This window comes from Shigella sp. FC1544, from assembly GCF_001722145.1.
In the GTDB taxonomy this organism is placed as follows: domain Bacteria; phylum Pseudomonadota; class Gammaproteobacteria; order Enterobacterales; family Enterobacteriaceae; genus Escherichia; species Escherichia coli.
On sequence record NZ_MECT01000510.1, the window covers coordinates 1 to 23,392 of the forward strand.

Annotated in this window: 22 protein-coding genes and 5 pseudogenes; 16 read left to right on the plus strand and 11 right to left on the minus strand. The window is 52.6% G+C overall.

Translation table 11 applies throughout. The features are described 5' to 3' along the window. The coding region (locus BGK49_RS28195) for an IS1 family transposase (RefSeq protein ID WP_021514769.1) at positions 1 to 139 on the plus strand (139 nt) is incomplete at its 5' end. Positions 140 to 154: 15 nt separating this feature from the next. On the opposite strand, the pseudogene pspE reads toward BGK49_RS28195, so the two are convergent. The 5 genes and pseudogenes from pspE to pspA all read right to left on the minus strand — a co-directional run. Next, positions 155 to 355: pseudogene (gene pspE, locus BGK49_RS19055) on the minus strand (thiosulfate sulfurtransferase PspE); the annotation flags it as partial. Between the two features lie 74 nt (positions 356 to 429). Beyond that, positions 430 to 651, minus strand: coding sequence for a phage shock protein PspD (gene pspD / locus BGK49_RS19060; RefSeq protein WP_001295585.1), 222 nt, complete (start codon positions 649 to 651; stop codon positions 430 to 432). 8 nt (positions 652 to 659) lie between these two features. Beyond that, the gene (gene pspC, locus BGK49_RS19065) at positions 660 to 1,019 is read right to left on the minus strand and encodes an envelope stress response membrane protein PspC (protein ID WP_000907387.1); all 360 of its coding nucleotides are present in this window, start codon (positions 1,017 to 1,019) and stop codon (positions 660 to 662) included. Beyond that, positions 1,019 to 1,243, minus strand: coding sequence for an envelope stress response membrane protein PspB (gene pspB, locus BGK49_RS19070; protein WP_001274963.1), 225 nt, complete (start codon positions 1,241 to 1,243; stop codon positions 1,019 to 1,021). The genes pspC and pspB overlap by 1 nt, the downstream gene beginning before the upstream one ends. Before the next feature lie 53 nt (positions 1,244 to 1,296). Continuing rightward, on the minus strand, positions 1,297 to 1,965 hold the full coding sequence (gene pspA, locus BGK49_RS19075) for a phage shock protein PspA (RefSeq protein WP_000511025.1): 669 nt from the start codon (positions 1,963 to 1,965) through the stop codon (positions 1,297 to 1,299). Between the two features lie 166 nt (positions 1,966 to 2,131). On the opposite strand from pspA, the gene pspF reads away from it, so the two are divergent. Next, the gene (pspF, locus tag BGK49_RS19080; protein ID WP_005041727.1) at positions 2,132 to 3,109 is read left to right on the plus strand and encodes a phage shock protein operon transcriptional activator; all 978 of its coding nucleotides are present in this window, start codon (positions 2,132 to 2,134) and stop codon (positions 3,107 to 3,109) included. Between the two features lie 119 nt (positions 3,110 to 3,228). On the opposite strand, the gene puuE is transcribed toward pspF, so the two are convergent. The 5 genes and pseudogenes from puuE to puuD all read right to left on the minus strand — a co-directional run bounded on the left by puuE (position 3,229) and on the right by puuD (position 8,923). Continuing rightward, complete coding sequence (gene puuE, locus BGK49_RS19085; protein ID WP_000069213.1) at positions 3,229 to 4,494, minus strand: 4-aminobutyrate transaminase; 1,266 nt, start codon at positions 4,492 to 4,494, stop codon at positions 3,229 to 3,231. Between the two features lie 37 nt (positions 4,495 to 4,531). Beyond that, on the minus strand, positions 4,532 to 5,812 hold the full coding sequence (puuB, locus tag BGK49_RS19090) for a gamma-glutamylputrescine oxidase (RefSeq protein ID WP_000134890.1): 1,281 nt from the start codon (positions 5,810 to 5,812) through the stop codon (positions 4,532 to 4,534). A gap of 1 nt (position 5,813) precedes the next feature. Beyond that, complete coding sequence (gene puuC / locus BGK49_RS19095; RefSeq protein ID WP_001009168.1) at positions 5,814 to 7,301, minus strand: aldehyde dehydrogenase PuuC; 1,488 nt, start codon at positions 7,299 to 7,301, stop codon at positions 5,814 to 5,816. Positions 7,302 to 7,575: 274 nt separating this feature from the next. Beyond that, a complete protein-coding gene (gene puuR / locus BGK49_RS19100) occupies positions 7,576 to 8,133 on the minus strand; it encodes an HTH-type transcriptional regulator PuuR (RefSeq protein WP_001278719.1) in 558 nt (185 codons plus the stop codon). Between the two features lie 26 nt (positions 8,134 to 8,159). Continuing rightward, a pseudogene (puuD, locus tag BGK49_RS19105) lies at positions 8,160 to 8,923 on the minus strand (gamma-glutamyl-gamma-aminobutyrate hydrolase). A gap of 211 nt (positions 8,924 to 9,134) precedes the next feature. Between puuD and puuA the strand changes: the two are divergent. From puuA to rnb, 13 genes and pseudogenes are all read left to right on the plus strand, one after another. Next, the gene (puuA, locus tag BGK49_RS19110; RefSeq protein WP_005041747.1) at positions 9,135 to 10,553 is read left to right on the plus strand and encodes a glutamate-putrescine ligase; all 1,419 of its coding nucleotides are present in this window, start codon (positions 9,135 to 9,137) and stop codon (positions 10,551 to 10,553) included. A gap of 148 nt (positions 10,554 to 10,701) precedes the next feature. Beyond that, entirely contained in the window at positions 10,702 to 10,866 is a 165-nt protein-coding gene (locus BGK49_RS29815; protein ID WP_128622410.1) for a YmjE family protein, read from the plus strand. Continuing rightward, a complete protein-coding gene (gene puuP, locus BGK49_RS19115; RefSeq protein WP_000996853.1) occupies positions 10,856 to 12,241 on the plus strand; it encodes a putrescine/proton symporter PuuP in 1,386 nt (461 codons plus the stop codon). The genes BGK49_RS29815 and puuP overlap by 11 nt, the downstream gene beginning before the upstream one ends. 133 nt (positions 12,242 to 12,374) lie before the next feature. Next, positions 12,375 to 12,620 (plus strand): YmjA family protein, encoded by a 246-nt coding sequence (locus BGK49_RS19120; RefSeq protein ID WP_001015099.1) that lies wholly within the window; start codon positions 12,375 to 12,377, stop codon positions 12,618 to 12,620. A 312-nt stretch (positions 12,621 to 12,932) separates the two neighbouring features. Next, positions 12,933 to 14,572 (plus strand): annotated as a pseudogene (sapA, locus tag BGK49_RS31455) (ABC transporter substrate-binding protein SapA). Beyond that, the gene (sapB, locus tag BGK49_RS19135; protein ID WP_000583277.1) at positions 14,569 to 15,534 is read left to right on the plus strand and encodes a putrescine export ABC transporter permease SapB; all 966 of its coding nucleotides are present in this window, start codon (positions 14,569 to 14,571) and stop codon (positions 15,532 to 15,534) included. Before sapA ends, sapB begins: the two are co-directional and overlap by 4 nt. Further along, entirely contained in the window at positions 15,521 to 16,411 is an 891-nt protein-coding gene (gene sapC, locus BGK49_RS19140; protein WP_001146163.1) for a peptide ABC transporter permease SapC, read from the plus strand. The genes sapB and sapC overlap by 14 nt, the downstream gene beginning before the upstream one ends. Next, positions 16,411 to 17,403 carry a peptide ABC transporter ATP-binding protein SapD gene (sapD, locus tag BGK49_RS19145; protein ID WP_001128861.1) on the plus strand — a complete coding sequence of 331 codons (993 nt, stop codon included), beginning with the start codon at positions 16,411 to 16,413 and terminating at the stop codon, positions 17,401 to 17,403. Before sapC ends, sapD begins: the two co-directional genes overlap by 1 nt. A gap of 1 nt (position 17,404) precedes the next feature. Continuing rightward, a complete protein-coding gene (sapF, locus tag BGK49_RS19150; RefSeq protein ID WP_000573407.1) occupies positions 17,405 to 18,211 on the plus strand; it encodes a peptide ABC transporter ATP-binding protein SapF in 807 nt (268 codons plus the stop codon). Between the two features lie 67 nt (positions 18,212 to 18,278). After that, positions 18,279 to 18,650 (plus strand): annotated as a pseudogene (locus tag BGK49_RS31260) (DUF559 domain-containing protein); the annotation flags it as partial. 273 nt (positions 18,651 to 18,923) lie between these two features. Then, positions 18,924 to 19,712 (plus strand): enoyl-ACP reductase FabI, encoded by a 789-nt coding sequence (gene fabI / locus BGK49_RS19160; RefSeq protein WP_000506490.1) that lies wholly within the window; start codon positions 18,924 to 18,926, stop codon positions 19,710 to 19,712. Positions 19,713 to 19,856: 144 nt separating this feature from the next. Next, positions 19,857 to 20,984: pseudogene (locus tag BGK49_RS19170) on the plus strand (carboxymuconolactone decarboxylase family protein). A 67-nt stretch (positions 20,985 to 21,051) separates the two neighbouring features. Continuing rightward, positions 21,052 to 22,986: an exoribonuclease II gene (gene rnb / locus BGK49_RS19175; protein ID WP_000484972.1), complete on the plus strand. Its 1,935-nt coding sequence runs from the start codon at positions 21,052 to 21,054 to the stop codon at positions 22,984 to 22,986. 77 nt (positions 22,987 to 23,063) lie between these two features. Here the strand turns inward: rnb and BGK49_RS19180 are convergent, their stop codons facing one another. Then, the gene (locus BGK49_RS19180) at positions 23,064 to 23,168 is read right to left on the minus strand and encodes a hypothetical protein (RefSeq protein WP_000221855.1); all 105 of its coding nucleotides are present in this window, start codon (positions 23,166 to 23,168) and stop codon (positions 23,064 to 23,066) included. Between the two features lie 59 nt (positions 23,169 to 23,227). On the opposite strand from BGK49_RS19180, the gene BGK49_RS28205 reads away from it, so the two are divergent. Then, positions 23,228 to 23,392, plus strand: a 165-nt coding sequence (locus BGK49_RS28205) for an IS1 family transposase (RefSeq protein ID WP_047664789.1), incomplete at its 3' end; no start/stop codon positions are given.

The following is a 23,392-nucleotide window of genomic DNA, read 5'->3' on the forward strand; positions in this document are numbered from 1 at the left end:
GCAGCGAATTGAGCGGCATAACCTGAATCTGAGGCAGCACCTGGCAAGGCTGGGACGGAAGTCGCTGTCGTTCTCAAAATCGGTGGAGCTGCATGACAAAGTCATCGGGCATTATCTGAACATAAAACACTATCAATAAGTTGGAGTCATTACCGCAATACACTTTCACGGTGTCGTTTTTATCCGGAACGGCGGTGGCAATGCGCTCTTTCACTTCCTTCAGGGGAATATTGATGGCCCCCTGAACGTGCTCTTGCTGATACTGCTCTGGAACACGAACATCGATCCAGTGTTCAGCGGCGAAAACGGGCAGTGAAAACACCAGTGCCAGAGCAAGTAAGCCTTTTTTAAACATGTAAGCGTCCTTCTATGGATGAAAATTGCCATCCATTATACGCCTGAGATTTAACAATTTTTGCGAAACTCCCCTCACCTTTTATAACGCTGTGCCAGTTTATTAGCAGCCCGACTTAACAGCGGTTCCAGCGCCACAGCCAGCAACATTTTCAGCGGTCGGCGAGCAACTGATTTTATCGCCCAGCCCGCTACACCCGCCGGGCCATAGCGCAGTGCGGTAAGAAGTACCAGCTTGCCTGCTAATTTGAAACCAGGCTTTACCTTTTGCCCGGCCTGTTGCCAGCGAGTATTCATAACTTTCCTCACAGTTGACGGAAACGGCTACGTAACGTGAAAGTATCGGAAGTGACATAACGTTCCATCTCGCGTAAACGCGTTTCACTTGCCGCCAGTTCACGGTCGACTTCATCCAGCAATTCGCTGCTGGAGGGTAGCTGCTCACCAAAGGCCATGTTGTCCGGCATTGGATCAAGCGCAAATGACAAAATGATGTAAGCAACCAGGGTAAACAGCGCCAGACCGAAGAAAATCGACAGCACCACCAGGATACGCACCAGTTTTACCGGTACATCAAAATAGTTGGCAATCCCGGCGCAGACGCCGCGGACCATGCCCTGCTGTGGAATACGCCATAATTTTTTATTGAGATTAATGCCCGCCATTAGCGATCCCTCCAGTTCGGATGTTCTGCATCAAGAATAGATTCCAGCGCCTGAATACGTTCGCGCATCCGTTTTGCTTCATCAGCCAGTTGCGCTAATCGCTGCTGCTCACTTTGCGACAATTCACTGCGACCAGAACGATTGCTGTAATGCAGCCATAACCAGATCGGTAAAACAAACAGCACAAAAATGGTTAACGGAATAGCCAGAAATAGCGCGCTCATAAGTACTCCTTAGACGATGAGCGGCGGCGCGTTCGGACGCCGCCTGGATGTTATTATTGATTGTCTTGCTTCATTTTGGCTTTTAATTGTGCCAGTTGTTCACTGATTGCATCATCGGCTTTCAGTTCGGCAAACTGATCGTCCAGCGATTTTTGTTTACCGAAGCTGTGGCTTTCTGCTTCCGCTTCCATCTGGTCAATACGACGTTCGAAAGATTCGAAACGAGCCATTGCTTCATCCAGTTTGCCACTGTCCAGCTGACGACGCACATCGCGCGACGAGTTTGCCGCCTGATGGCGTAACATCAATGCCTGCTGGCGAGCGCGTGTTTCGCTCAATTTGTTTTCCAGCTCACCGATCTCTTTCTTCATGCGTGCCAGCGTATCGTCCACCAGCGTCACTTCATGTTCCAGACTCTTAATCAGATCGGTCAGTTTCTGTTTTTCAATTAACGCCGCACGTGCCAAATCCTCTCTCTCTTTCAGCAGCGCCAGTTCGGCTTTTTCCTGCCATTCAACTTCACGCGCCGACGCTTGTTCAATACGGCGAGTCAGCTGTTTCTTTTCTGCCAACGCACGCGCCGAAGTAGAACGTACTTCAACCAGTGTATCTTCCATCTCCTGGATCATCAGACGCACCAGTTTCTGTGGATCTTCCGCTTTCTCTAACAGAGCGTTGATGTTGGCATTCACGATGTCGGCAAAGCGAGAAAAAATACCCATAATGTTGTCCTCTTGATTTCTGCGTTCAGGATTGTCCTGCTGAACTGTTAATACAATTTGCGTGCCAATTTTTTATCTTTTTGATTTATAAAGATCTGATTGAAGAATCATCAGCAACATGCCAGGATGAATTAGCGAATTACACTAACAAGTGGCGAATTTCATCATGGCAGAATACAAAGATAATTTACTTGGTGAGGCGAACAGCTTTCTCGAAGTGCTGGAACAGGTTTCGCATCTCGCACCGCTGGACAAACCGGTGCTCATCATCGGCGAACGCGGCACCGGTAAAGAGCTGATTGCCAGCCGCCTGCATTATCTCTCCTCCCGTTGGCAAGGGCCGTTTATTTCCCTTAACTGCGCGGCGTTAAATGAAAATCTGCTGGATTCCGAACTGTTTGGTCACGAAGCGGGGGCGTTTACCGGTGCGCAAAAACGTCATCTAGGGAGATTTGAACGTGCCGACGGCGGTACGCTATTTCTTGATGAACTCGCTACGGCACCGATGATGGTGCAGGAGAAATTATTGCGCGTGATTGAGTACGGTGAACTGGAGCGCGTTGGCGGCAGCCAGCCATTGCAGGTGAATGTGCGGTTGGTATGCGCGACGAATGCCGATCTCCCGGCGACGGTCAATGAAGGCACTTTTCGCGCTGACCTGCTCGACCGACTGGCTTTTGATGTTGTACAACTGCCACCACTGCGCGAGCGCGAAAGCGACATAATGTTGATGGCAGAACACTTTGCCATCCAGATGTGTCGGGAAATCAAGCTGCCTCTGTTCCCGGGGTTTACGGAGCGCGCCAGAGAAACATTGCTGAATTATCGTTGGCCGGGAAATATTCGTGAATTGAAAAACGTGGTGGAACGTTCAGTGTATCGCCACGGCACCAGCGATTATCCGCTTGATGACATCATTATTGATCCCTTTAAACGGCGTCCGCCTGAAGACGCTATCGCCGTTTCAGAAACCACCTCGCTTCCAACACTGCCGCTGGATTTACGTGAGTTTCAGATGCAGCAGGAAAAAGAGTTGCTGCAACTCAGTTTGCAACAAGGGAAATATAACCAGAAGCGCGCAGCTGAATTACTGGGGTTAACTTATCATCAGTTCCGCGCGTTGTTGAAAAAGCACCAGATTTAGCGAAGTTGAGCAATACAACTTGCCGGATGCGGCGTGAATGCTTTATTCGGCATACATAATCAATAAGTCGTTTGCAGGCCTGATAAGCGCAGCGCATCAGACATTATTGCGTTGGGCTATTAATCGCTCAGCGCATCCTGCAAAATTTTCATTGCCGCATCGAATTGCGCATCCGGGATGGTCAGCGGATACAGGAAGCGAATCACGTTGCCGTATGCGCCACAGGTCAGCAGGAGCAGCCCCTGCGCCAGCGCGCGTTGCTGGATTTTCTGTGCAATCGCCGCTGACGGCTCGCCCGTTTGCGGATCGTTAAACTCTGCCGCAATCATCGACCCCAGGCCGCGTACCGCAGCAATGGCCGGAACGCTTTCTTTGGCATCAATCAACGTGTTTTTGAGACGCTGGCCCAGTTGATTCGCGCGTTCGCAGAGTGATTCTTTGTCGATAATATTGAGCACCGCGTGCGCGGCAGCCACCGCCAGCGGGTTCCCGGCGTAGGTGCCACCCAACCCGCCCGGCGCGGGCGCGTCCATAATATTCGCGTTACCGACCACGCCCGAAAGCGGCATCCCGCCCGCGAGGCTTTTCGCCATCGTCATTAAGTCCGGCTTATCGGCGTAATGATCCATGGCAAACAGTTTACCGGTACGCGCAAAGCCGCTTTGCACTTCATCGGCAATCATCACAATACCGTGCTCGTCGCACAGGCGGCGAATGGCGGCAACCAGCTCTTTTGGCGCAACGTTGAAACCGCCCTCGCCCTGCACCGGTTCGAAAATAATGGCCGCCACCTGCTTCGCTTCAATGTCCGATTTAAACAAGCGTTCGATGGCGTCGAGGGAGTCCTGTGTTGAAATGCCGTGTAAATCTGACGGATAAGGTACGTGATACACCGAACCAGGGAACGGGCCGAAGCCGATTTTGTACGGCGCAACTTTTCCGGTCAGCGCCATGGTCATATATGTACGACCGTGGAAGCCGCCGCTAAACGCAATCACGCCAGGTCGTCCGGTATGGGCGCGAGCAATTTTCAACGCGTTTTCCACCGCTTCCGCGCCGGTAGTGAAGAATGCGGTTTTAGCCTGCCCGCTCACTGGGGCAAGGGCGTTAATTTTCTCCGCCAGCGTGACGTAGCTTTCGTACGGCACAATCTGATACGCCGTGTGGGTAAACTGTTGCAATTGCTGCTCCACCGCCGCGACCAGATCAGGGTGGCGATGCCCGGTATTCAGCACCGCAATGCCTGCGGCGAAATCGATGTATTCGTTGCCCTCTACGTCCTTCAGCGTAGCGTTTTCTGCCGACTGGGCGAAGAAGTTACACATCACGCCAACCCCGCGTGGGGTAGCAGAAAGACGACGCTGATGGAATTCATTGTTGCTCATGTTTCACACCTTTTGACTCTTCACTGTTAATCGGAAATTAAACGCCCAGACGATCGCGCAGGCTGTAATAAGCCGCGCCCATCGCGGTAAATGGCACGCGCAGCGTGCGCCCGCCGGGGAACGGGTAATGCGGCAGATTGGCGAAGGCATGGAAACGCTCGGCGTCACCGCGCAGCAGTTCAGCAATCAAACGCCCGGCGAGGTGGGTACAGGTGACGCCGTGGCCGCTGTAGCCCTGCATGTAATAGATGTTGGTATCGAGGCGACCGAACTGCGGCATCCGTGAAAGGGTCAGCAGGAAGTTGCCCGTCCAGCGATAGTCGATTTTGACGCCCTTCAGCTGCGGGAAGGTTTTCAGCAGTTTCGGCACAACAAGACGCTCAACGTCATCCGGGTCGCGCGCGCCGTAGACCACGCCGCCGCCGTACAGCAAACGGTTGTCGGCGGTAAGACGGTAGTAATCAAGCAGATAATTACAGTCTTCCACACAGTAGTTTTTCGGGATCAGCGAACGGGCTAAATCTTCCGACAGCCGTTCGGTGGTGATCACCTGCGTGCCGCACGGCATGCTGCGTTTCGCCAGTTCCGGCTCTACTTTATCGCCCAGATACGCATTCCCGGCGACAATCACATACTTCGCCGTCACCTGACCTTTGGCAGTGCGCACAACGGCTGGCGTGGTGTGCTGGATCTGCGTCACGGCAGAAAGTTCATACACGCGCCCGCCGTTGAGGCGGATGGCGTCCGCTTCGCCAATGGCGAGGTTTAGCGGGTGAATATGCCCACCGCTGTGATCCAGCAGCGCACCGGTATAGCGATCGCTGGCTACTTCACGGCGAATGGCGTTGGCGTCCAGCAATTCCAGCTGTTTATTGCCGTAGCGTTCCCAGTTCTCTTTCTGCTCTTCAAGTGTGGCGAGCTGTTTATCATTCATCGCCACAAACAGGCCGCCGGGGCGGTAGTCGCAGTCAATCTGATAACGTTTGATACGTTCGCGGATGATCTCACCACCTTCGAACATCATGCTGCCGAGCATAGGGGCGGTGTCCATGCCGTAGCTTTTTTCGATCACGTCGATGTCGCGGCTGTAGGAGTTCACAAGCTGCCCGCCATTGCGCCCGCTTGCGCCAAAGCCGATGCGTGAGGCTTCGAGAACCACTACGTCAAAGCCCGCTTCCGCCAGATGCAGCGCGGAGGAGAGCCCGGTATAGCCGCCGCCAACCACGCAAACGTCGCAGGTGATTGACTCATTCAGGGTGTCGAATGGCACGTATTTATTCGCACTGGCGGCGTAATAACTGCTGGTATGTTCGGTCATTTCAGGCCTCCAGGCTTATCCAGATGGTTTTCAGTTCGGTGAATTTTTCAAGGGCATGCAGGGATTTGTCGCGACCGTTGCCGCTCTGCTTATAGCCACCAAACGGCACGGTCATATCGCCGTCGTTGTAGTTATTGACGAAGACGGAACCGGCTTTCAGGCGGCGGCTCATACGGTGCGCGCGGGAGAGGTCGCGCATCCATACCGCCGCGCCAAGGCCGTACTGGCTGTCGTTGGCAAGCTGTAGCGCCTGTTCTTCTGATGTGAAACGCGTGACCACCAGCACCGGACCGAAAATCTCTTCGCGGCTTAAGGACGCATTCGGGTCTACATCCACAAAGATGGTCGGGCCGATGGCGGCAGCCAGCCCGGCGTTACGGCCATCCAGCAGCAGTTGCCCTTTGCCTTCGCCCTCACGAATAAAGCTATGGACCGAGTCGGCGTGGGCGCAGTCGATTAAAGTGCCCATGGTGGTTGCGGGGTCAAGCGGATGGCCCGGCTGCCAGTTTTGCGCCTGCTGTTTTAACAGGGCTAAGAATTCATCGGCGATGCTCTCTTCCAGCAACAGGCGTGTTCCGGCGATGCACACCTGACCCTGGTTGTAGAAGATGCCTGCTGCGGTGGAGCTCGCCGCTTTTTGCAGATCCGAACAATCGGCGAAAACGATGTTGGCGCTTTTGCCGCCCGCTTCCAGCCAGACGCGTTTCATGTTGCTGTCGCCCGCATCTTTCAGCAGCTGTTTCCCGGTACGGGTTGAACCGGTAAAGGCAATGGCGTCGATATCGTTATGACGCGACAGCGCCTGCCCCGCTTCATGACCAAAACCCGTCACCACGTTCAACACACCATCCGGCAAGCCTGCTTCTTTCGCCAGCCCCGCGAGACGAATCGCACTGAGCGGTGATTTTTCAGACGGTTTTAGAATCACGCTGTTTCCCGCCGCCAGCGCCGGGCCGAGTTTCCAGCAAGTCAGCAACAGCGGGAAGTTCCACGGCACGATGGCGGCAATCACGCCGACCGGTTCACGCACGATCATCGCCAGCTCATGGCTACTGGTGGTCGCCACTTCGCCATACACTTTGTCGATCGCTTCGGCGTACCAGCGAATGGCGCGCGCCGCGCCGGGAATATCATCACGCAGACTGTGACGAATCGGTTTGCCGGTGTCGAGAGTTTCCAGCAGTGCCAGCTCTTCGGCGTGGGCTTCCATTAAATCGGCGAGTTTATTCAGTACCGCTTTACGTTTAGCCGGAGAAGAGAGTGACCAGTCGCCGCGTTCAAATACGCCGCGTGCTGCGCTCACCGCACGGTCGATATCGACGCTCTTGCCGCGGGCAATTTTCGCCAGCGGTGCCTGGGTGACCGGATCAACGGTTTCAAAGGTTTCATTTTCCGCCGCAGCAGTATATTCACCGTTAATAAATAAGCGATTTTCAATGGCGAGACTTAACGCTTTATCCTGCCAGTAATCCAGATGATGAAAATTCATTATGACTCCTGTTTCACGTCTATCAGATATATGCAGTTTGTGAACGTCAGGGCGCAGAGCTCCCCGGGCCGTATGCCCGTTTATTTCTGGCGACATTCTTTATATACACTTCATCCTTCAAGCCGCCTCTGCCTTGGCTGCGTTCGCTCCCCCGAATCACTTACCTGAGTAAGCTCATCGGGATTCGCTCACTTGCCGCCTTGATGCAACTTGAATGATTTTGTGTATAGATTGCCGGGCGCATTGCGCTTACCCGGCTTACAGAACAAAAAGATTAAAACGTGGTGGGCGTATGGGCGCTGATAATTCGGCAAATACCTGCCGACGTATTACTGAAACTGTGCGGGATGCCGGTATTAATGGCATAACTTTGACCCGCGACGAGGTGGTAATCCTGACCATTAATCGTCAGAACAATTTCACCTTCCAGTACTGTGCCTATTTCCTCACCCTGATGCTTAATTCTTTCCCCAGTGATTGTGCCCGGCTGGTACGTTTCAAAGATCATCGCCAGCGTGCGATTCGGGTTACCGTTATGAACCAGCTTCATTGACACACCCTGACTGCCCATCTCAATTAAGTCGTCCTGATTAATGACGACCTGCGGCTCATCAGGTTTTTCCGGCTCGGAAAAGAATTCCGAGAGTGACAGACCATACACCTTCAGCAGCTTTTGCAGCGTACTGATGGCAGGACTGACTTTATCTTGTTCTATCGTACAGATAGCACTGTGAGTCAGCCCGGAGAGTTCGGCGGCACGACGTTGTGAAAGCCCCTGCTGCTGGCGGATTTCCGACAAGCGTTTTCCTGGCGCCAGTCCCTCATCACTCATATTTGCATTTCCTTAAACTGTAGTGGTCAGAGTCGCTGTTTTTCAGCGATATGGTGCTGACAAGCGGTGATAAAGCCCTCGAACAATATACGCGAAAGCGCGTACTCGCTACTGTTCCATTCCGGGTGCCACTGTACGCCCAGCGCAAAAGGATGATTGATGACGCTAACCGCCTCAACTAAGCCATCCGGCGAGCGAGCTTCAACACGCAACCGTGGGCTAACGACCTTCGCCCCTTGTCCATGTAGAGAGTTTACCCAAAAGTTGCTACATTCAGGTAACAACGCAGACAGTAATCCCCCCTCTTCAACCTGAACTTCATGCGACGGTGCATATTGCTGTTCCACCGGCAGTTCGGATCTTCCCGATGTTCCAGCAATTCAGGCTGTTCGCACAGCTTGCGATGCAACGAACCACCGGTTGCCACCACCAGTTCTTGTAAACCCCGGCAGATGGCGAAAATGGGGATGCGCCTTTCGAGTGCGGCATTAATTATCGCCATGCTCAGAAGATCACGCCCGGGATCGGCGTCAGGCTCATCGCCGTTTTCACCATATAGGTGCGGCTGCACATTGCTGGGACTACCAGGAAGATAAATGCCATCGAGTTTCGGCAAAAGTTGTTCAAGTAACGACGGTTCCGCCAGCGCATGTGGTAGCGCAATTGGCAAGCCGCCTGCGTGGATGATGGCATTCAGGTACTTTTCTTGCAGAGTCTGGGTCGCATGACCCTTAAGCCTGTTCCTGCACATTACGACACCGATAACCGGATTGTTCATTATATTTTCCATGCTCAATCTCACAAAGTGGACTAAATTATCGCCATTACTGCGCTTTAAATGACCTTTATGTTCAATATTTTTTCAATCTAGCAGTTGGTTTTCATTTTTGCAAACTAAATTTAACATTTGACGAACATTTAGTTTGCATACAGATTCGAATGGTGGTCATTATATTTTACGCTTTGATAACGAGCGGAAAACAAACCAAAGGCGAAGAATCATGGAAACCAATATCGTTGAAGTAGAGAACTTTGTTCAGCAGCCAGAAGAGAGGCGGGGTAGCGCCTTTACGCAGGAAGTGAAACGCTACCTGGAGCGCTACCCGAATACGCAATATGTTGATGTTTTACTTACTGATTTGTATGGTTGCTTCCGTGGAAAACGTATCCCTGTTTCAAGCCTGAAGAAGTTGGAGAAAGGGTGTTATTTCCCGGCCTCGGTGTTTGCAATGGATATTCTGGGCAACGTAGTAGAAGAAGCGGGTCTGGGTCAGGAAATGGGCGAGCCGGATCGTACTTGTGTTCCTGTTCTCGGTTCCTTAACCCCTTCTGCCGCCGATCCAGAGTTTATCGGTCAGATTCTCCTGACCATGGTCGATGAAGATGGCGCTCCCTTTGACGTTGAGCCGCGGAACGTTCTTAACCGCCTGTGGCAGCAGCTACGCCAGCGCGGATTGTTCCCGGTTGTAGCGGTAGAGCTGGAGTTCTATTTACTGGATCGTCAGCGCGACGCTGAAGGGTATCTGCAACCGCCCTGCGCGCCCGGCACCGATGACCGCAATACACAAAGCCAGGTTTACTCCGTTGATAACCTCAACCACTTCGCCGACGTGCTCAATGATATTGATGAACTGGCGCAGTTACAGTTAATTCCCGCCGACGGTGCGGTCGCCGAAGCCTCGCCGGGTCAGTTTGAAATCAACCTTTACCATACCGATAACGTGCTGGAAGCCTGCGATGATGCGCTGGCGCTAAAACTCCTGGTGCGTCTGATGGCAGAAAAGCATAAGATGCACGCCACTTTTATGGCGAAGCCGTATGAAGAGCACGCGGGCAGCGGGATGCATATCCATATCAGTATGCAAAATAATCGTGGCGAGAATGTGCTTTCTGACACAGAAGGCGAAGATTCGCCGCTGCTGAAAAAGATGCTCGCCGGGATGATTGACCTGATGCCGTCGTCGATGGCGTTGCTGGCACCAAACGTGAACTCGTATCGCCGCTTCCAGCCGGGAATGTATGTGCCGACGCAGGCGTCGTGGGGCCATAACAACCGCACCGTCGCCCTGCGTATTCCGTGCGGCGACCGTCATAATCACCGCGTGGAATATCGCGTGGCGGGTGCCGATGCCAACCCATATCTGGTGATGGCAGCGATTTTTGCCGGTATTTTGCATGGCCTTGATAACGAGCTGCCGTTGCAGGAAGAAGTCGAAGGCAACGGGCTGGAACAGGAAGGCTTACCCTTCCCGATTCGCCAGAGCGATGCCCTGGGTGAGTTTATCGAGAATGATCACCTGCGCCGCTATTTAGGCGAACGGTTTTGCCATGTGTATCACGCCTGTAAAAATGATGAGCTGTTGCAGTTTGAGCGCCTCATCACAGAAACAGAAATTGAGTGGATGTTGAAAAACGCATAGTACCCCTTGCGGGGTTGTTTCATCGACCTGAGCGGAGCCAGGCCTGACATTTGCTGGTAATCTAGACATTTCCCGGATGTCACGTTATGGAGCGCAGGCGGCAACGGGCTTCCGTTAACGATTAAGACTGTGACGAGGAAATGAGATGATGCCGATGATTAAATCCCCGCATGGCGAGGGAGGCTGCGTATGCGCCCCTCCTGCTACTGACTGGACTCCGTCCCCTTTGCTTCCCTTGCTAAACAGGTTTGATTTCAGGTCGACACGACCGCAAACCTTATTACGCAGGGGAGGCAGCAATTATGGCTATTAATTCACCACTGAATATTGCTGCGCAACCCGGCAAAACCCGTCTGCGAAAATCACTGAAATTGTGGCAGGTGGTGATGATGGGTCTGGCCTATCTCACGCCGATGACCGTATTTGATACTTTTGGTATTGTCTCCGGCATTAGCGACGGTCACGTTCCGGCGTCCTATTTGCTGGCGCTGGCGGGCGTGCTGTTTACCGCTATCAGCTACGGCAAACTGGTTCGCCAGTTTCCGGAGGCCGGTTCGGCCTATACCTACGCGCAAAAGTCGATTAACCCGCACGTCGGATTTATGGTCGGCTGGTCATCGCTGCTGGATTATCTCTTTTTGCCGATGATCAACGTCTTGTTGGCGAAAATCTATCTCTCCGCCCTCTTCCCGGAAGTGCCGCCGTGGGTGTGGGTAGTAACCTTCGTCGCCATTTTAACCGCCGCGAATCTGAAGAGCATCAACCTGGTCGCTAACTTCAATACCCTGTTTGTACTGGTGCAAATCTCCATCATGGTGGTGTTTATCTTCCTGGTAGTTCAGGGACTGCATAAAGGAGAAGGCGTTGGCACCGTCTGGTCACTTCAGCCGTTTATCAGCGAGAACGCGCACCTGATCCCGATTATTACCGGGGCGACGATTGTCTGTTTCTCCTTCCTCGGTTTCGATGCGGTGACCACGCTTTCGGAAGAGACGCCGGACGCCGCACGCGTGATCCCGAAAGCCATCTTCCTGACGGCGGTCTACGGTGGCGTTATCTTTATCGCGGCGTCGTTCTTTATGCAGCTGTTCTTTCCCGATATCAGCCGCTTTAAAGATCCGGATGCCGCACTGCCTGAAATTGCGCTGTACGTCGGCGGCAAGCTCTTCCAGTCGATTTTCCTCTGCACCACGTTTGTGAACACGTTAGCCTCTGGCCTGGCTTCACATGCCAGCGTGTCGCGTCTGCTGTATGTGATGGGGCGTGACAATGTGTTTCCGGAGCGCGTGTTTGGCTATGTGCACCCAAAATGGCGGACTCCGGCACTCAACGTCATTATGGTCGGGATTGTCGCGTTGTCGGCGCTGTTCTTCGATTTAGTTACCGCCACAGCGTTAATTAACTTCGGTGCTCTGGTGGCGTTTACCTTCGTGAATCTGTCGGTGTTTAATCATTTCTGGCGGCGTAAAGGAATGAATAAAAGCTGGAAGGATCACTTCCACTATTTGCTGATGCCGCTGGTTGGCGCGCTGACGGTGGGTGTGCTGTGGGTTAACCTCGAGTCAACGTCACTGACACTCGGTCTGGTATGGGCTTCGTTAGGCGGCGCATATTTATGGTATCTGATCCGCCGCTATCGCAAAGTGCCGTTGTATGATGGTGACAGAACGCCGGTGAGTGAAACGTAATAGTCGGATGCGCGGCGCATTATCCTGCCTGAGGGTAATGCACCGCGCCATTAACTATAAAAAGATGTATGACCCGGATCACGAGTGCTATCATCCGCCCTTATGCTTAGCGCATTAACCCCAGGGGCAAATAATGAACCACGATATCCCGCTAAAATATTTTGATATTGCCGATGAGTACGCGACCGAATGCGCAGAGCCTGTCGCAGACGCTGAACGCACACCGCTGGCCCACTACTTCCAGTTACTGCTCACCCGTTTGATGAACAATGAAGAGATCAGCGAAGAAGCCCAACATGAAATGGCTGCTGAAGCGGGGATTAATCCCGTACGCATTGATGAGATCGCAGAGTTTTTGAATCAATGGGGTAATGAGTAATTATTTAATTGCAGACGATCGGTCAGTATCGTTGTCCGGATAAAGCGTTCACGCCGCATCCGGCTAACAATGACACGCTCTGCAGCGTGCTTTAATGGGTTTCTCACGATCGTACCGCTCTGCTCCTCGCTAAGTTGTTCTGTAAGTTATAGTTATAGAGAAAGCACGGGTACGAATGTTGAACAGATGGCGACGCCACCTGTTCAACGACCAACCACACGGCCCTCATTACGACCCCTGAACACAAACGGTAATGGCAAATGTCATTAAATATTAGTAAGATAGCCTCTTTACATAAAATCCCTTAATATTATGCGCCAGGTATTATCGTCTCTTTTGGTGATTGCTGGACTTGTGAGTGGTCAGGCAATCGCCGCGCCTGAATCCCCCCCGCATGCTGATATCCGCGACAGCGGTTTTGTCTATTGCGTCAGCGGGCAAGTCAACACCTTTAACCCATCCAAAGCGAGCAGTGGGTTAATTGTCGATACCCTTGCCGCCCAGTTTTATGATCGACTGCTGGATGTCGATCCCTATACCTATCGCCTGATGCCGGAACTTGCCGAAAGCTGGGAAGTACTCGACAACGGCGCGACCTATCGCTTCCACCTGCATCGCGATGTTCCGTTTCAAAAAACCGACTGGTTTACTCCCACTCGTAAAATGAATGCCGACGATGTGGTGTTTACCTTCCAGCGAATTTTTGACCGCAACAACCCGTGGCATAACGTCAACGGCAGCAACTTCCCCTACTTCGACAGCCTGCAATTTGCCGATAACGTGAAAAGCGTCCGCAAACTGGATAATCATACCGTTGAGTTCCGACTCGCCCAGCCGGATGCTTCTTTTTTGTGGCACCTCGCAACCCATTATGCTTCGGTCATGTCGGCAGAATATGCCCGGAAGTTAGAGAAAGAAGATCGCCAGGAGCAACTCGACCGTCAACCGGTGCACCGGTCCGTATCAGTTGTCGGAATACCGCGCCGGGCAATTTATTCGCCTACAACGTCATGATGACTTCTGGCGCGGTAAACCGTTAATGCCGCAGGTAGTGGTGGATTTAGGCTCCGGCGGCACCGGACGTCTGTCGAAACTCCTGACCGGGGAATGCGACGTTCTGGCCTGGCCTGCTGCCAGCCAGCTATCCATTTTGCGTGACGACCCGCGCTTGCGTTTAACGCTGCGTCCTGGGATGAACGTCGCCTATCTGGCATTTAACACCGCCAAACCGCCGCTAAATAATCCCGCTGTCCGCCATGCACTGGCACTGGCGATTAATAACCAGCGCCTGATGCAATCCATCTATTATGGTACGGCTGAAACGGCGGCCTCTATTTTACCGCGCGCTCGTGGGCCTATGACAACGAGGCTAAAATTACTGAATACAATCCGGCGAAATCGCGCGAACAGTTGAAGGCGTTGGGGCTGGAAAACTTAACGCTGAAACTGTGGGTGCCACACGTTCGCAGGCGTGGAACCCCAGTCCACTGAAAACTGCCGAACTGATTCAGGCGGATATGGCGCAGGTTGGCGTAAAAGTGGTGATTGTGCCGGTAGAAGGTCGCTTTCAGGAGGCGCGGTTGATGGATATGAGCCATGATCTGACGTTATCCGGTTGGGCGACGGACAGTAACGACCCGGACAGTTTCTTCCGTCCTTTACTGAGCTGCGCGGCAATTCATTCACAGACCAACCTCGCCCACTGGTGCGATCCGAAATTCGACAGCGTGTTGCGTAAGGCGCTCTCCTCGCAGCAGCTGGCGGCGCGTATTGAAGCCTATGACGAAGCGCAGAGTATTCTGGCGCAGGAATTGCCCATTTTGCCGCTGGCGTCGTCATTGCGTTTGCAGGCCTATCGGTACGATATCAAAGGTCTGGTACTTAGCCCGTTTGGTAACGCCTCCTTTGCTGGGGTGTATCGCGAGAAACAGGATGAGGTGAAAAAACCATGATTATCTTCACCTTACGCCGCATTTTGTTATTGATTGTCACCTTGTTCCTGCTGACCTTCGTTGGCTTCAGCTTGAGCTATTTCACCCCTCATGCGCCGTTACAAGGCGCGTCACTGTGGAATGCCTGGGTGTTCTGGTTTAACGGCCTGATCCACTGGGATTTTGGTGTTTCCAGCATTAACGGTCAACCGATTGCCGAACAGTTAAAAGAGGTCTTCCCGGCGACGATGGAACTGTGCATCCTCGCCTTCGGTTTTGCGCTGATTGTTGGCATCCCCGTGGGGATGATTGCCGGGATTACGCGCCATAAGTGGCAGGATAACTTGATCAACGCCATCGCCTTACTGGGCTTTTCAATCCCGGTGTTCTGGCTGGCGCTTCTGTTGACGCTGTTTTGTTCACTCACGCTAGGTTGGTTGCCCGTTTCAGGGCGTTTCGATCTGCTCTACGAAGTGAAACCGATTACCGGTTTTGCGTTGATTGATGCCTGGCTTTCGGACTCACCATGGCGGGATGAAATGATCATGAGCGCAATCCGCCATATGATATTGCCCGTGATCACCCTGTCGGTTGCGCCAACAACTGAAGTGATCCGCCTGATGCGTATCAGCACTATCGAAGTGTATGACCAGAACTATGTAAAAGCGGCGGCGACCCGCGGTTTGTCGCGCTTTACTATTTTGCGTCGCCACGTTCTGCATAACGCGTTACCGCCGGTTATTCCTCGCCTGGGCTTACAGTTTTCCACCATGCTGACGCTGGCGATGATCACCGAAATGGTTTTTAGCTGGCCGGGTTTAGGGCGCTGGTTAATTAACGCCATCCGCCAGCAGGATTACGCAGCCATTTCCGCCGGAGTGATGGTGTGTGGCTCACTGGTCATTATTGTTAACGTGATTTCTGATATTTTGGGTGCCATGGCTAACCCTCTGAAACATAAGGAATGGTATGCCTTACGATAGCGTATACAGCGAAAAGCGCCCGCCGGGCACGCTGCGTACCGCCTGGCGCAAATTTTATAGTGACGCCTCTGCGATGGTCGGCCTGTACGGCTGCGCGGGGCTGGCTGTACTGTGTATTTTTGGCGGCTGGTTTGCGCCTTACGGCATCGACCAGCAATTTCTCGGTTATCAATTATTGCCGCCATCATGGTCGCGCTATGGCGAAGTTTCTTTCTTCCTGGGGACTGACGACCTCGGACGCGATGTTTTAAGCCGTTTACTGAGCGGAGCTGCGCCAACCGTGGGTGGCGCATTTGTGGTGACGCTTGCCGCGACGATCTGTGGCCTGGTACTGGGCACCTTCGCCGGGGCGACACACGGCCTCCGCTCAGCGGTGCTTAACCATATTCTGGATACCTTACTGGCGATCCCTTCGCTGCTGTTGGCAATTATCGTTGTAGCGTTTGCCGGACCGAGTTTGTCCCACGCTATGTTTGCTGTCTGGCTGGCATTGCTGCCGCGTATGGTACGTTCGATTTACAGCATGGTGCATGACGAACTGGAAAAAGAGTACGTTATCGCCGCCCGTCTGGATGGCGCATCAACGCTGAATATTCTCTGGTTTGCTGTGATGCCAAACATCACCGCCGGGCTGGTCACCGAGATCACCCGCGCACTGTCGATGGCAATTCTCGATATCGCCGCGCTGGGCTTTCTCGATCTCGGCGCACAACTCCCCTCGCCTGAATGGGGAGCGATGCTCGGTGATGCGCTGGAACTGATTTATGTCGCCCCGTGGACTGTCATGCTGCCAGGTGCGGCAATTATGATTAGCGTGTTGTTGGTTAACCTCCTTGGCGATGGCGTTCGTCGTGCGATTATTGCGGGGGTGGAATAATGCCATTACTCGATATTCGTAACCTGACCATTGAATTTAAAACCGGTGATGAGTGGGTTAAAGCCGTCGACCGGGTAAGTATGACCTTAACCGAAGGTGAAATCCGCGGTCTTGTTGGTGAATCCGGTTCCGGCAAGAGTTTGATTGCGAAAGCGATTTGTGGGGTGAATAAAGATAACTGGCGTGTTACTGCTGACCGTATGCGTTTTGATGATATCGATTTGCTGCGTCTCTCCGCACGCGAACGGCGCAAACTGGTTGGCCATAACGTGTCGATGATTTTCCAGGAACCGCAGTCGTGTCTTGACCCTTCAGAACGTGTGGGTCGCCAGTTGATGCAAAACATCCCAGCCTGGACCTATAAAGGCCGTTGGTGGCAGCGTTTTGGCTGGCGCAAACGCCGTGCCATTGAACTGCTGCACCGCGTGGGGATTAAAGATCACAAAGATGCGATGCGCAGTTTTCCCTATGAGTTGACCGAAGGTGAATGTCAGAAAGTGATGATAGCCATTGCACTGGCGAATCAACCGCGTCTGCTGATTGCTGACGAACCGACCAACTCAATGGAGCCAACAACCCAGGCGCAAATCTTTCGCCTGCTGACGCGTCTCAACCAAAACAGCAATACCACTATTTTGCTTATCAGCCATGACTTACAAATGCTTAGCCAATGGGCGGATAAAGTTAACGTGCTTTACTGCGGTCAAACAGTGGAAACCGCGCCGAGTAAGGAATTGGTGACGATGCCACATCATCCTTATACCCAGGCGCTGATCCGCGCGATACCAGACTTCGGCAGCGCGATGCCGCATAAAAGTCGCCTCAATACGCTGCCCGGCGCTATCCCACTGCTGGAACAGTTACCGATTGGTTGTCGTCTGGGGCCACGTTGCCCGTATGCACAACGAGAATGCATTGTGACGCCACGTTTGACGGGGGCGAAAAATCATCTCTATGCCTGTCATTTCCCGCTGAACATGGAGAAAGAGTGAGATGATCGAAACGCTGCTTGAAGTGCGTAATTTAAGTAAAACGTTCCGCTACCGGACCGGCTGGTTTCGCCGTCAGACCGTAGAAGCGGTAAAACCCTTGAGCTTTACGCTACGTGAAGGCCAGACACTGGCGATTATTGGCGAGAATGGTTCGGGTAAATCCACGCTGGCAAAAATGCTGGCGGGAATGATAGAGCCTACCAGCGGCGAGTTATTGATTGACGATCATCCACTGCATTTTGGCGATTATTCCTTCCGCAGTCAGCGTATTCGCATGATTTTTCAGGATCCTTCGACCTCGTTGAATCCCCGTCAACGTATCTCGCAAATTCTGGATTTTCCACTGCGCCTGAACACCGACCTGGAACCGGAACAGCGTCGCAAACAGATTATTGAAACGATGCGTATGGTTGGGCTGCTACCGGATCACGTCAGTTACTATCCGCATATGTTGGCACCCGGACAAAAACAGCGTCTGGGTCTGGCGCGCGCGCTGATATTGCGCCCAAAAGTCATTATTGCCGATGAAGCACTCGCTTCACTGGATATGTCGATGCGTTCGCAGTTGATTAATCTGATGCTGGAGTTACAGGAAAAACAGGGCATTTCGTATATTTATGTTACCCAGCATATCGGAATGATGAAGCACATTAGCGACCAGGTGCTGGTGATGCATCAGGGCGAGGTTGTCGAGCGAGGCAGCACCGCGGATGTGCTGGCATCGCCGCTGCATGAACTCACCAAACGGCTGATTGCCGGGCACTTTGGCGAAGCATTGACAGCGGATGCGTGGCGTAAAGATCGCTAATTTTCTGAATCCTCCTTCCAGATTATCCACCTCATTCTGACAAGAGATTAAATCTTGTCTGAATGAGGTGATGGATAAAATAAAATCAAATGCGCGTGATTTAAGACGCAATCTCACTTTGCAGGAACGAAAGCTCTGGCGATATCTTCGCAGCCGACGTTTTGGTGATTTCAAATTTCGCCGTCAACATCCGGTGGGGAGCTACATTCTCGATTTTGCTTGCTGCTCGGCGCGCGTAGTCGTTGAGCTGGATGGTGGGCAGCATGATTTGGCAGTTGCCTATGATACCAGGCGCACTAGCTGGCTTGAGTCGCAGGGCTGGACCGCCGATCACCCTCACCCTGAAAGGGCGAGGGGGCCGACCGAGCCGAATAGCTGTTGTGGTGAAAACATGGAGACAGTGCTGGAGAATATTCGGCAAGGTCTGAACCATCCCAGCCATCGCCATAAAAGGGTTAGGGGCTGTATGAGCCTGTTTGTTGCTGGGGTAACAATATTTGCACAATATGGTCCCCTCGCCCCTCTGGGGAGAGGGTTAGTGTAAGGGGAAAAGCGCCCACCCTGCCGCAGCCTGCTCCGGTCGGACCTGGCAACTATAGCTACTCACAGCCAGGTTGATTATAATAACCATTTATCTGTTCGTACTGTTTACTAAAACGACGAATCGCCTGATTTTCAGGCACAACAAGCATCAACAATAAGGATTAAAGCTATGGGTTTTCTTTCCGGTAAGCGCATTCTGGTAACCGGTGTTGCCAGCAAACTATCCATCGCCTACGGTATCGCTCAGGCGATGCACCGCGAAGGAGCTGAACTGGCATTCACCTACCAGAACGACAAACTGAAAGGCCGCGTAGAAGAATTTGCCGCTCAATTGGGTTCTGACATCGTTCTGCAGTGCGATGTTGCAGAAGATGCCAGCATCGACACCATGTTCGCTGAACTGGGGAAAGTTTGGCCGAAATTTGACGGTTTCGTACACTCTATTGGTTTTGCACCTGGCGATCAGCTGGATGGTGACTATGTTAACGCCGTTACCCGTGAAGGCTTCAAAATTGCCCACGACATCAGCTCCTACAGCTTCGTTGCAATGGCAAAAGCTTGCCGCTCCATGCTGAATCCGGGTTCTGCCCTGCTGACCCTTTCCTACCTTGGCGCTGAGCGCGCTATCCCGAACTACAACGTTATGGGTCTGGCAAAAGCGTCTCTGGAAGCGAACGTGCGCTATATGGCGAACGCGATGGGTCCGGAAGGTGTGCGTGTTAACGCCATCTCTGCTGGTCCGATCCGTACTCTGGCGGCTTCCGGTATCAAAGACTTCCGCAAAATGCTGGCTCATTGCGAAGCCGTTACCCCGATTCGCCGTACCGTTACTATTGAAGATGTGGGTAACTCCGCGGCATTCCTGTGCTCCGATCTCTCTGCCGGTATCTCCGGTGAAGTGGTCCACGTTGACGGCGGTTTCAGCATCGCTGCAATGAACGAACTCGAATTGAAATAATCATTCTGTTGGTAAATATTGGGCGGCGTTCTGCCGCCCGTTATCTCTGTTATACCTTTCTGATATTTGTTATCGCCGATCCGTCTTTCTCCCCTTCCCGCCTTGCGTCAGGATAACGATTTCCTTTACGACCAAGGAGCGCCCATGGAACAACGCCACATCACCGGCAAAAGCCACTGGTATCATGAAACGCAATCCAGTACTGCGGAGTATGACGTTCTGCCTCTGGTCCCGGAAGCCGCAAAGGTCAGCGATCCCTTTCTGCTCGACGTGATCCTTGATGAAGAAACGCTGGCTCCCTTCCTTTCATAGCTGGTCCCTGCGCGCGTTCTTGCAGTGGAATTGTTCCCTGACCAGCTTACCGTGACCCGTTCACAGACCTTCACCGCTTATGAACGCTTGTCTACGGCCCTGACTGTTGCTCAGGTTTGCGGCGTCCAGCGGTTATGTAACTACTATTCGGCGCGACTTACGCCGCTCCCCGGGCCTGATTCCTCTAGGGAAAGCAATCATAGGTTGGCACAAATCACGCAATATGCCCGCCAACTGGCTAGCTCGCCTTCTATTATCGACAACCGATCGCACCAGCATCTGAATGACGTCGGTCTTACTGCCTGGGACTGTGTGTTCATTAACCAAATCATTGGTTTTATTGGCTTTCAGGCGCGGACCATTGCGACACTTCAGGCTTATCTCGGGCACCCGGTACGCTGGTTACCCGGTCTGGAAATACAAAACTACGCCGACGCGTCACTGTTTGCTGATGAATCAATACGCTGGCGAAGCAGCTATGAGGTGGAAAAACTACCTGAAGAGTACACAAAAAGTTCAACAGCAGAACTTTGCCAACTGGCCGAAACACTCTCTCTCCACCCTATTTCACTTTCCCTTCTCGAAAGGTTGTTAAACAGTACACGGGTTAATACACAGCCGGATAATAAGCTTGCGGCGTTGTTATGCGCGCGGATAAATGGCAGTCCTGCTTGTTTTGCCGCCTGTATGGATTCATCAAATGAATATAAAAAAATCAGCCCCCTTCTGCGCAAGGGCGAAAATGAAATTAACCAATGGGCTGACCGTCATTCTGTTGAGCACGCTACCGTTCAGGCGATACAATGGCTGACCCGAGCACCCGATCGCTTTAGCACCGCCCAGTTCAGCCCTTTACTCGAACACGAACAATCATCAACGCAGATTATTAATCTGCTGGTATGGAGCGGGCTTTGTGGCTGGATAAATCGCTTAAAAATCGCGTTGGGTGAGACATATTAACCTTGCCGCGTCAGACAGATTCGCGTAAAACTGTCAGCCGCTCTAATGGCCACCAAAATAGACAATTATGTTTCAGGACAACCCGCTGCTAGCGCAGCTTAAACAGCAACTGCATTCCCAGACGCCACGCGCTGAAGGGGTGGTAAAAGCCACAGAAAAAGGCTTTGGCTTCCTGGAAGTCGACGCGCAAAAAAGTTATTTCATTCCGCCGCCGCAGATGAAAAAAGTCATGCATGGCGACCGAATTATCGCGGTGATCCACAGTGAAAAAGAACGTGAATCCGCAGAGCCAGAAGAACTGGTTGAACCGTTCCTGACTCGTTTCGTGGGTAAAGTTCAGGGCAAAAATGACCGTCTGGCCATCGTTCCTGATCATCCACTCTTAAAAGACGCCATTCCTTGCCGCGCAGCCCGTGGCCTGAACCACGAGTTTAAAGAAGGCGACTGGGCGGTTGCCGAAATGCGCCGTCATCCGCTGAAAGGCGATCGTTCTTTCTATGCTGAATTGACACAATACATCACTTTTGGTGACGACCACTTTGTACCGTGGTGGGTTACACTTGCGCGCCATAATCTGGAAAAAGAAGCACCAGACGGCGTCGCTACCGAAATGCTCGATGAAGGTCTGGTTCGTGAAGATCTGACCGCGCTGGATTTTGTCACCATCGACAGTGCCAGCACAGAAGATATGGATGACGCCCTTTTCGCTAAGGCGTTGCCGGATGACAAACTTCAGCTGATTGTGGCGATTGCCGATCCAACCGCGTGGATTGCTGAAGGCAGCAAGCTGGACAAAGCCGCGAAAATTCGCGCATTCACCAACTATCTGCCTGGCTTCAACATCCCTATGCTGCCTCGCGAGCTTTCTGACGATCTCTGCTCACTGCGCGCCAATGAAGTCCGCCCGGTACTGGCATGCCGCATGACGCTCTCCGCTGATGGCGCCATTGAAGATAATATCGAATTCTTTGCCGCCACCATCGAATCCAAAGCAAAGCTGGTGTATGACCAGGTTTCTGACTGGCTGGAAAATACCGGTGACTGGCAGCCTGAAAGTGAAGCAATTGCCGAACAAGTCCGTTTGCTAGCGCAAATTTGCCAACGCCGCGGCGAGTGGCGTCATAACCACGCACTGGTGTTTAAAGATCGCCCGGATTACCGCTTTATTCTCGGTGAAAAAGGTGAAGTGCTGGATATCGTCGCCGAGCCTCGTCGCATTGCCAACCGTATCGTCGAAGAAGCGATGATTGCCGCTAACATTTGTGCGGCCCGCGTACTGCGCGATAAGCTCGGTTTTGGCATCTATAACGTGCATATGGGCTTTGATCCGGCGAATGCCGACGCGCTGGCAGCGTTGCTGAAAACGCACGGTCTGCATGTCGATGCCGAAGAAGTGCTCACGCTGGACGGTTTCTGCAAACTGCGTCGTGAACTGGACGCGCAACCAACTGGTTTCCTCGACAGCCGCATTCGTCGCTTCCAGTCATTTGCTGAAATTAGCACTGAACCCGGTCCTCACTTTGGCCTCGGTCTGGAAGCATACGCCACCTGGACTTCGCCGATCCGTAAATATGGCGACATGATCAACCACCGTCTGCTGAAAGCGGTTATCAAAGGCGAAACTGCGACGCGCCCACAGGATGAAATCACTGTCCAAATGGCCGAGCGTCGCCGTCTCAACCGGATGGCAGAACGTGATGTTGGTGACTGGTTATACGCACGCTTCCTGAAAGACAAAGCCGGGACCGACACCCGTTTCGCAGCGGAAATTGTCGATATCAGCCGTGGCGGCATGCGTGTGCGTTTGGTTGATAACGGCGCTATCGCCTTTATTCCGGCACCTTTCTTACACGCTATGCGCGATGAACTGGTTTGCAGCCAGGAAAACGGCACTGTACAAATTAAAGGTGAAACGGTTTACAAAGTAACTGACGTTATTGACGTCACCATTGCCGAAGTCCGCATGGAAACCCGCAGCATTATTGCGCGCCCGGTCGCGTAATCTCCTTTCACGGCCTATTCCTCATGGATGGGCCGTTTATTTCCCCGCTCTACCTTCGTTATATCCAGGCAGATTTTTTAACTGACTTTCGTTTGAAAACTGGCGTTTTTCCAAAACTGGATTACAAATAAATATATAAAAAAAACAATGCGTTTAGCCGCCGTTAATTTCATGTAAGTCATGTTGGGTAATGCTGCCAACTTACTGATTTAGTGTATGATGGTGATTTTAAGGTGCTTGCGTGGCTTCCATTTCCATCAGATGTCCTTCCTGCTCCGCTACTGAAGGCGTGGTGCGTAACGGCAAAAGCACTGCCGGACATCAGCGCTATCTCTGCTCTCATTGCCGTAAAACATGGCAACTACAGTTCACTTACACCGCCTCTCAGCCCGGTACGCACCAGAAA

Coding starts and splice junctions, on each gene's coding strand:
- BGK49_RS29815 (WP_128622410.1), top strand. CDS start 10,702: ATGCCGATGATTAAATCCCCGCATGGCGAGGGAGGCTGCGTATGCGCC.
- fabI (WP_000506490.1), top strand. CDS start 18,924: ATGGGTTTTCTTTCCGGTAAGCGCATTCTGGTAACCGGTGTTGCCAGC.
- puuA (WP_005041747.1), top strand. CDS start 9,135: ATGGAAACCAATATCGTTGAAGTAGAGAACTTTGTTCAGCAGCCAGAA.
- puuP (WP_000996853.1), top strand. CDS start 10,856: ATGGCTATTAATTCACCACTGAATATTGCTGCGCAACCCGGCAAAACC.
- puuC (WP_001009168.1), bottom strand. CDS start 7,301: ATGAATTTTCATCATCTGGATTACTGGCAGGATAAAGCGTTAAGTCTC.
- puuE (WP_000069213.1), bottom strand. CDS start 4,494: ATGAGCAACAATGAATTCCATCAGCGTCGTCTTTCTGCTACCCCACGC.
- rnb (WP_000484972.1), top strand. CDS start 21,052: ATGTTTCAGGACAACCCGCTGCTAGCGCAGCTTAAACAGCAACTGCAT.
- pspD (WP_001295585.1), bottom strand. CDS start 651: ATGAATACTCGCTGGCAACAGGCCGGGCAAAAGGTAAAGCCTGGTTTC.
- sapC (WP_001146163.1), top strand. CDS start 15,521: ATGCCTTACGATAGCGTATACAGCGAAAAGCGCCCGCCGGGCACGCTG.
- puuR (WP_001278719.1), bottom strand. CDS start 8,133: ATGAGTGATGAGGGACTGGCGCCAGGAAAACGCTTGTCGGAAATCCGC.
- sapB (WP_000583277.1), top strand. CDS start 14,569: ATGATTATCTTCACCTTACGCCGCATTTTGTTATTGATTGTCACCTTG.
- pspA (WP_000511025.1), bottom strand. CDS start 1,965: ATGGGTATTTTTTCTCGCTTTGCCGACATCGTGAATGCCAACATCAAC.
- pspB (WP_001274963.1), bottom strand. CDS start 1,243: ATGAGCGCGCTATTTCTGGCTATTCCGTTAACCATTTTTGTGCTGTTT.
- puuB (WP_000134890.1), bottom strand. CDS start 5,812: ATGACCGAACATACCAGCAGTTATTACGCCGCCAGTGCGAATAAATAC.
- BGK49_RS19120 (WP_001015099.1), top strand. CDS start 12,375: ATGAACCACGATATCCCGCTAAAATATTTTGATATTGCCGATGAGTAC.
- sapD (WP_001128861.1), top strand. CDS start 16,411: ATGCCATTACTCGATATTCGTAACCTGACCATTGAATTTAAAACCGGT.
- pspF (WP_005041727.1), top strand. CDS start 2,132: ATGGCAGAATACAAAGATAATTTACTTGGTGAGGCGAACAGCTTTCTC.
- pspC (WP_000907387.1), bottom strand. CDS start 1,019: ATGGCGGGCATTAATCTCAATAAAAAATTATGGCGTATTCCACAGCAG.
- sapF (WP_000573407.1), top strand. CDS start 17,405: ATGATCGAAACGCTGCTTGAAGTGCGTAATTTAAGTAAAACGTTCCGC.
- BGK49_RS19180 (WP_000221855.1), bottom strand. CDS start 23,168: ATGACTTACATGAAATTAACGGCGGCTAAACGCATTGTTTTTTTTATA.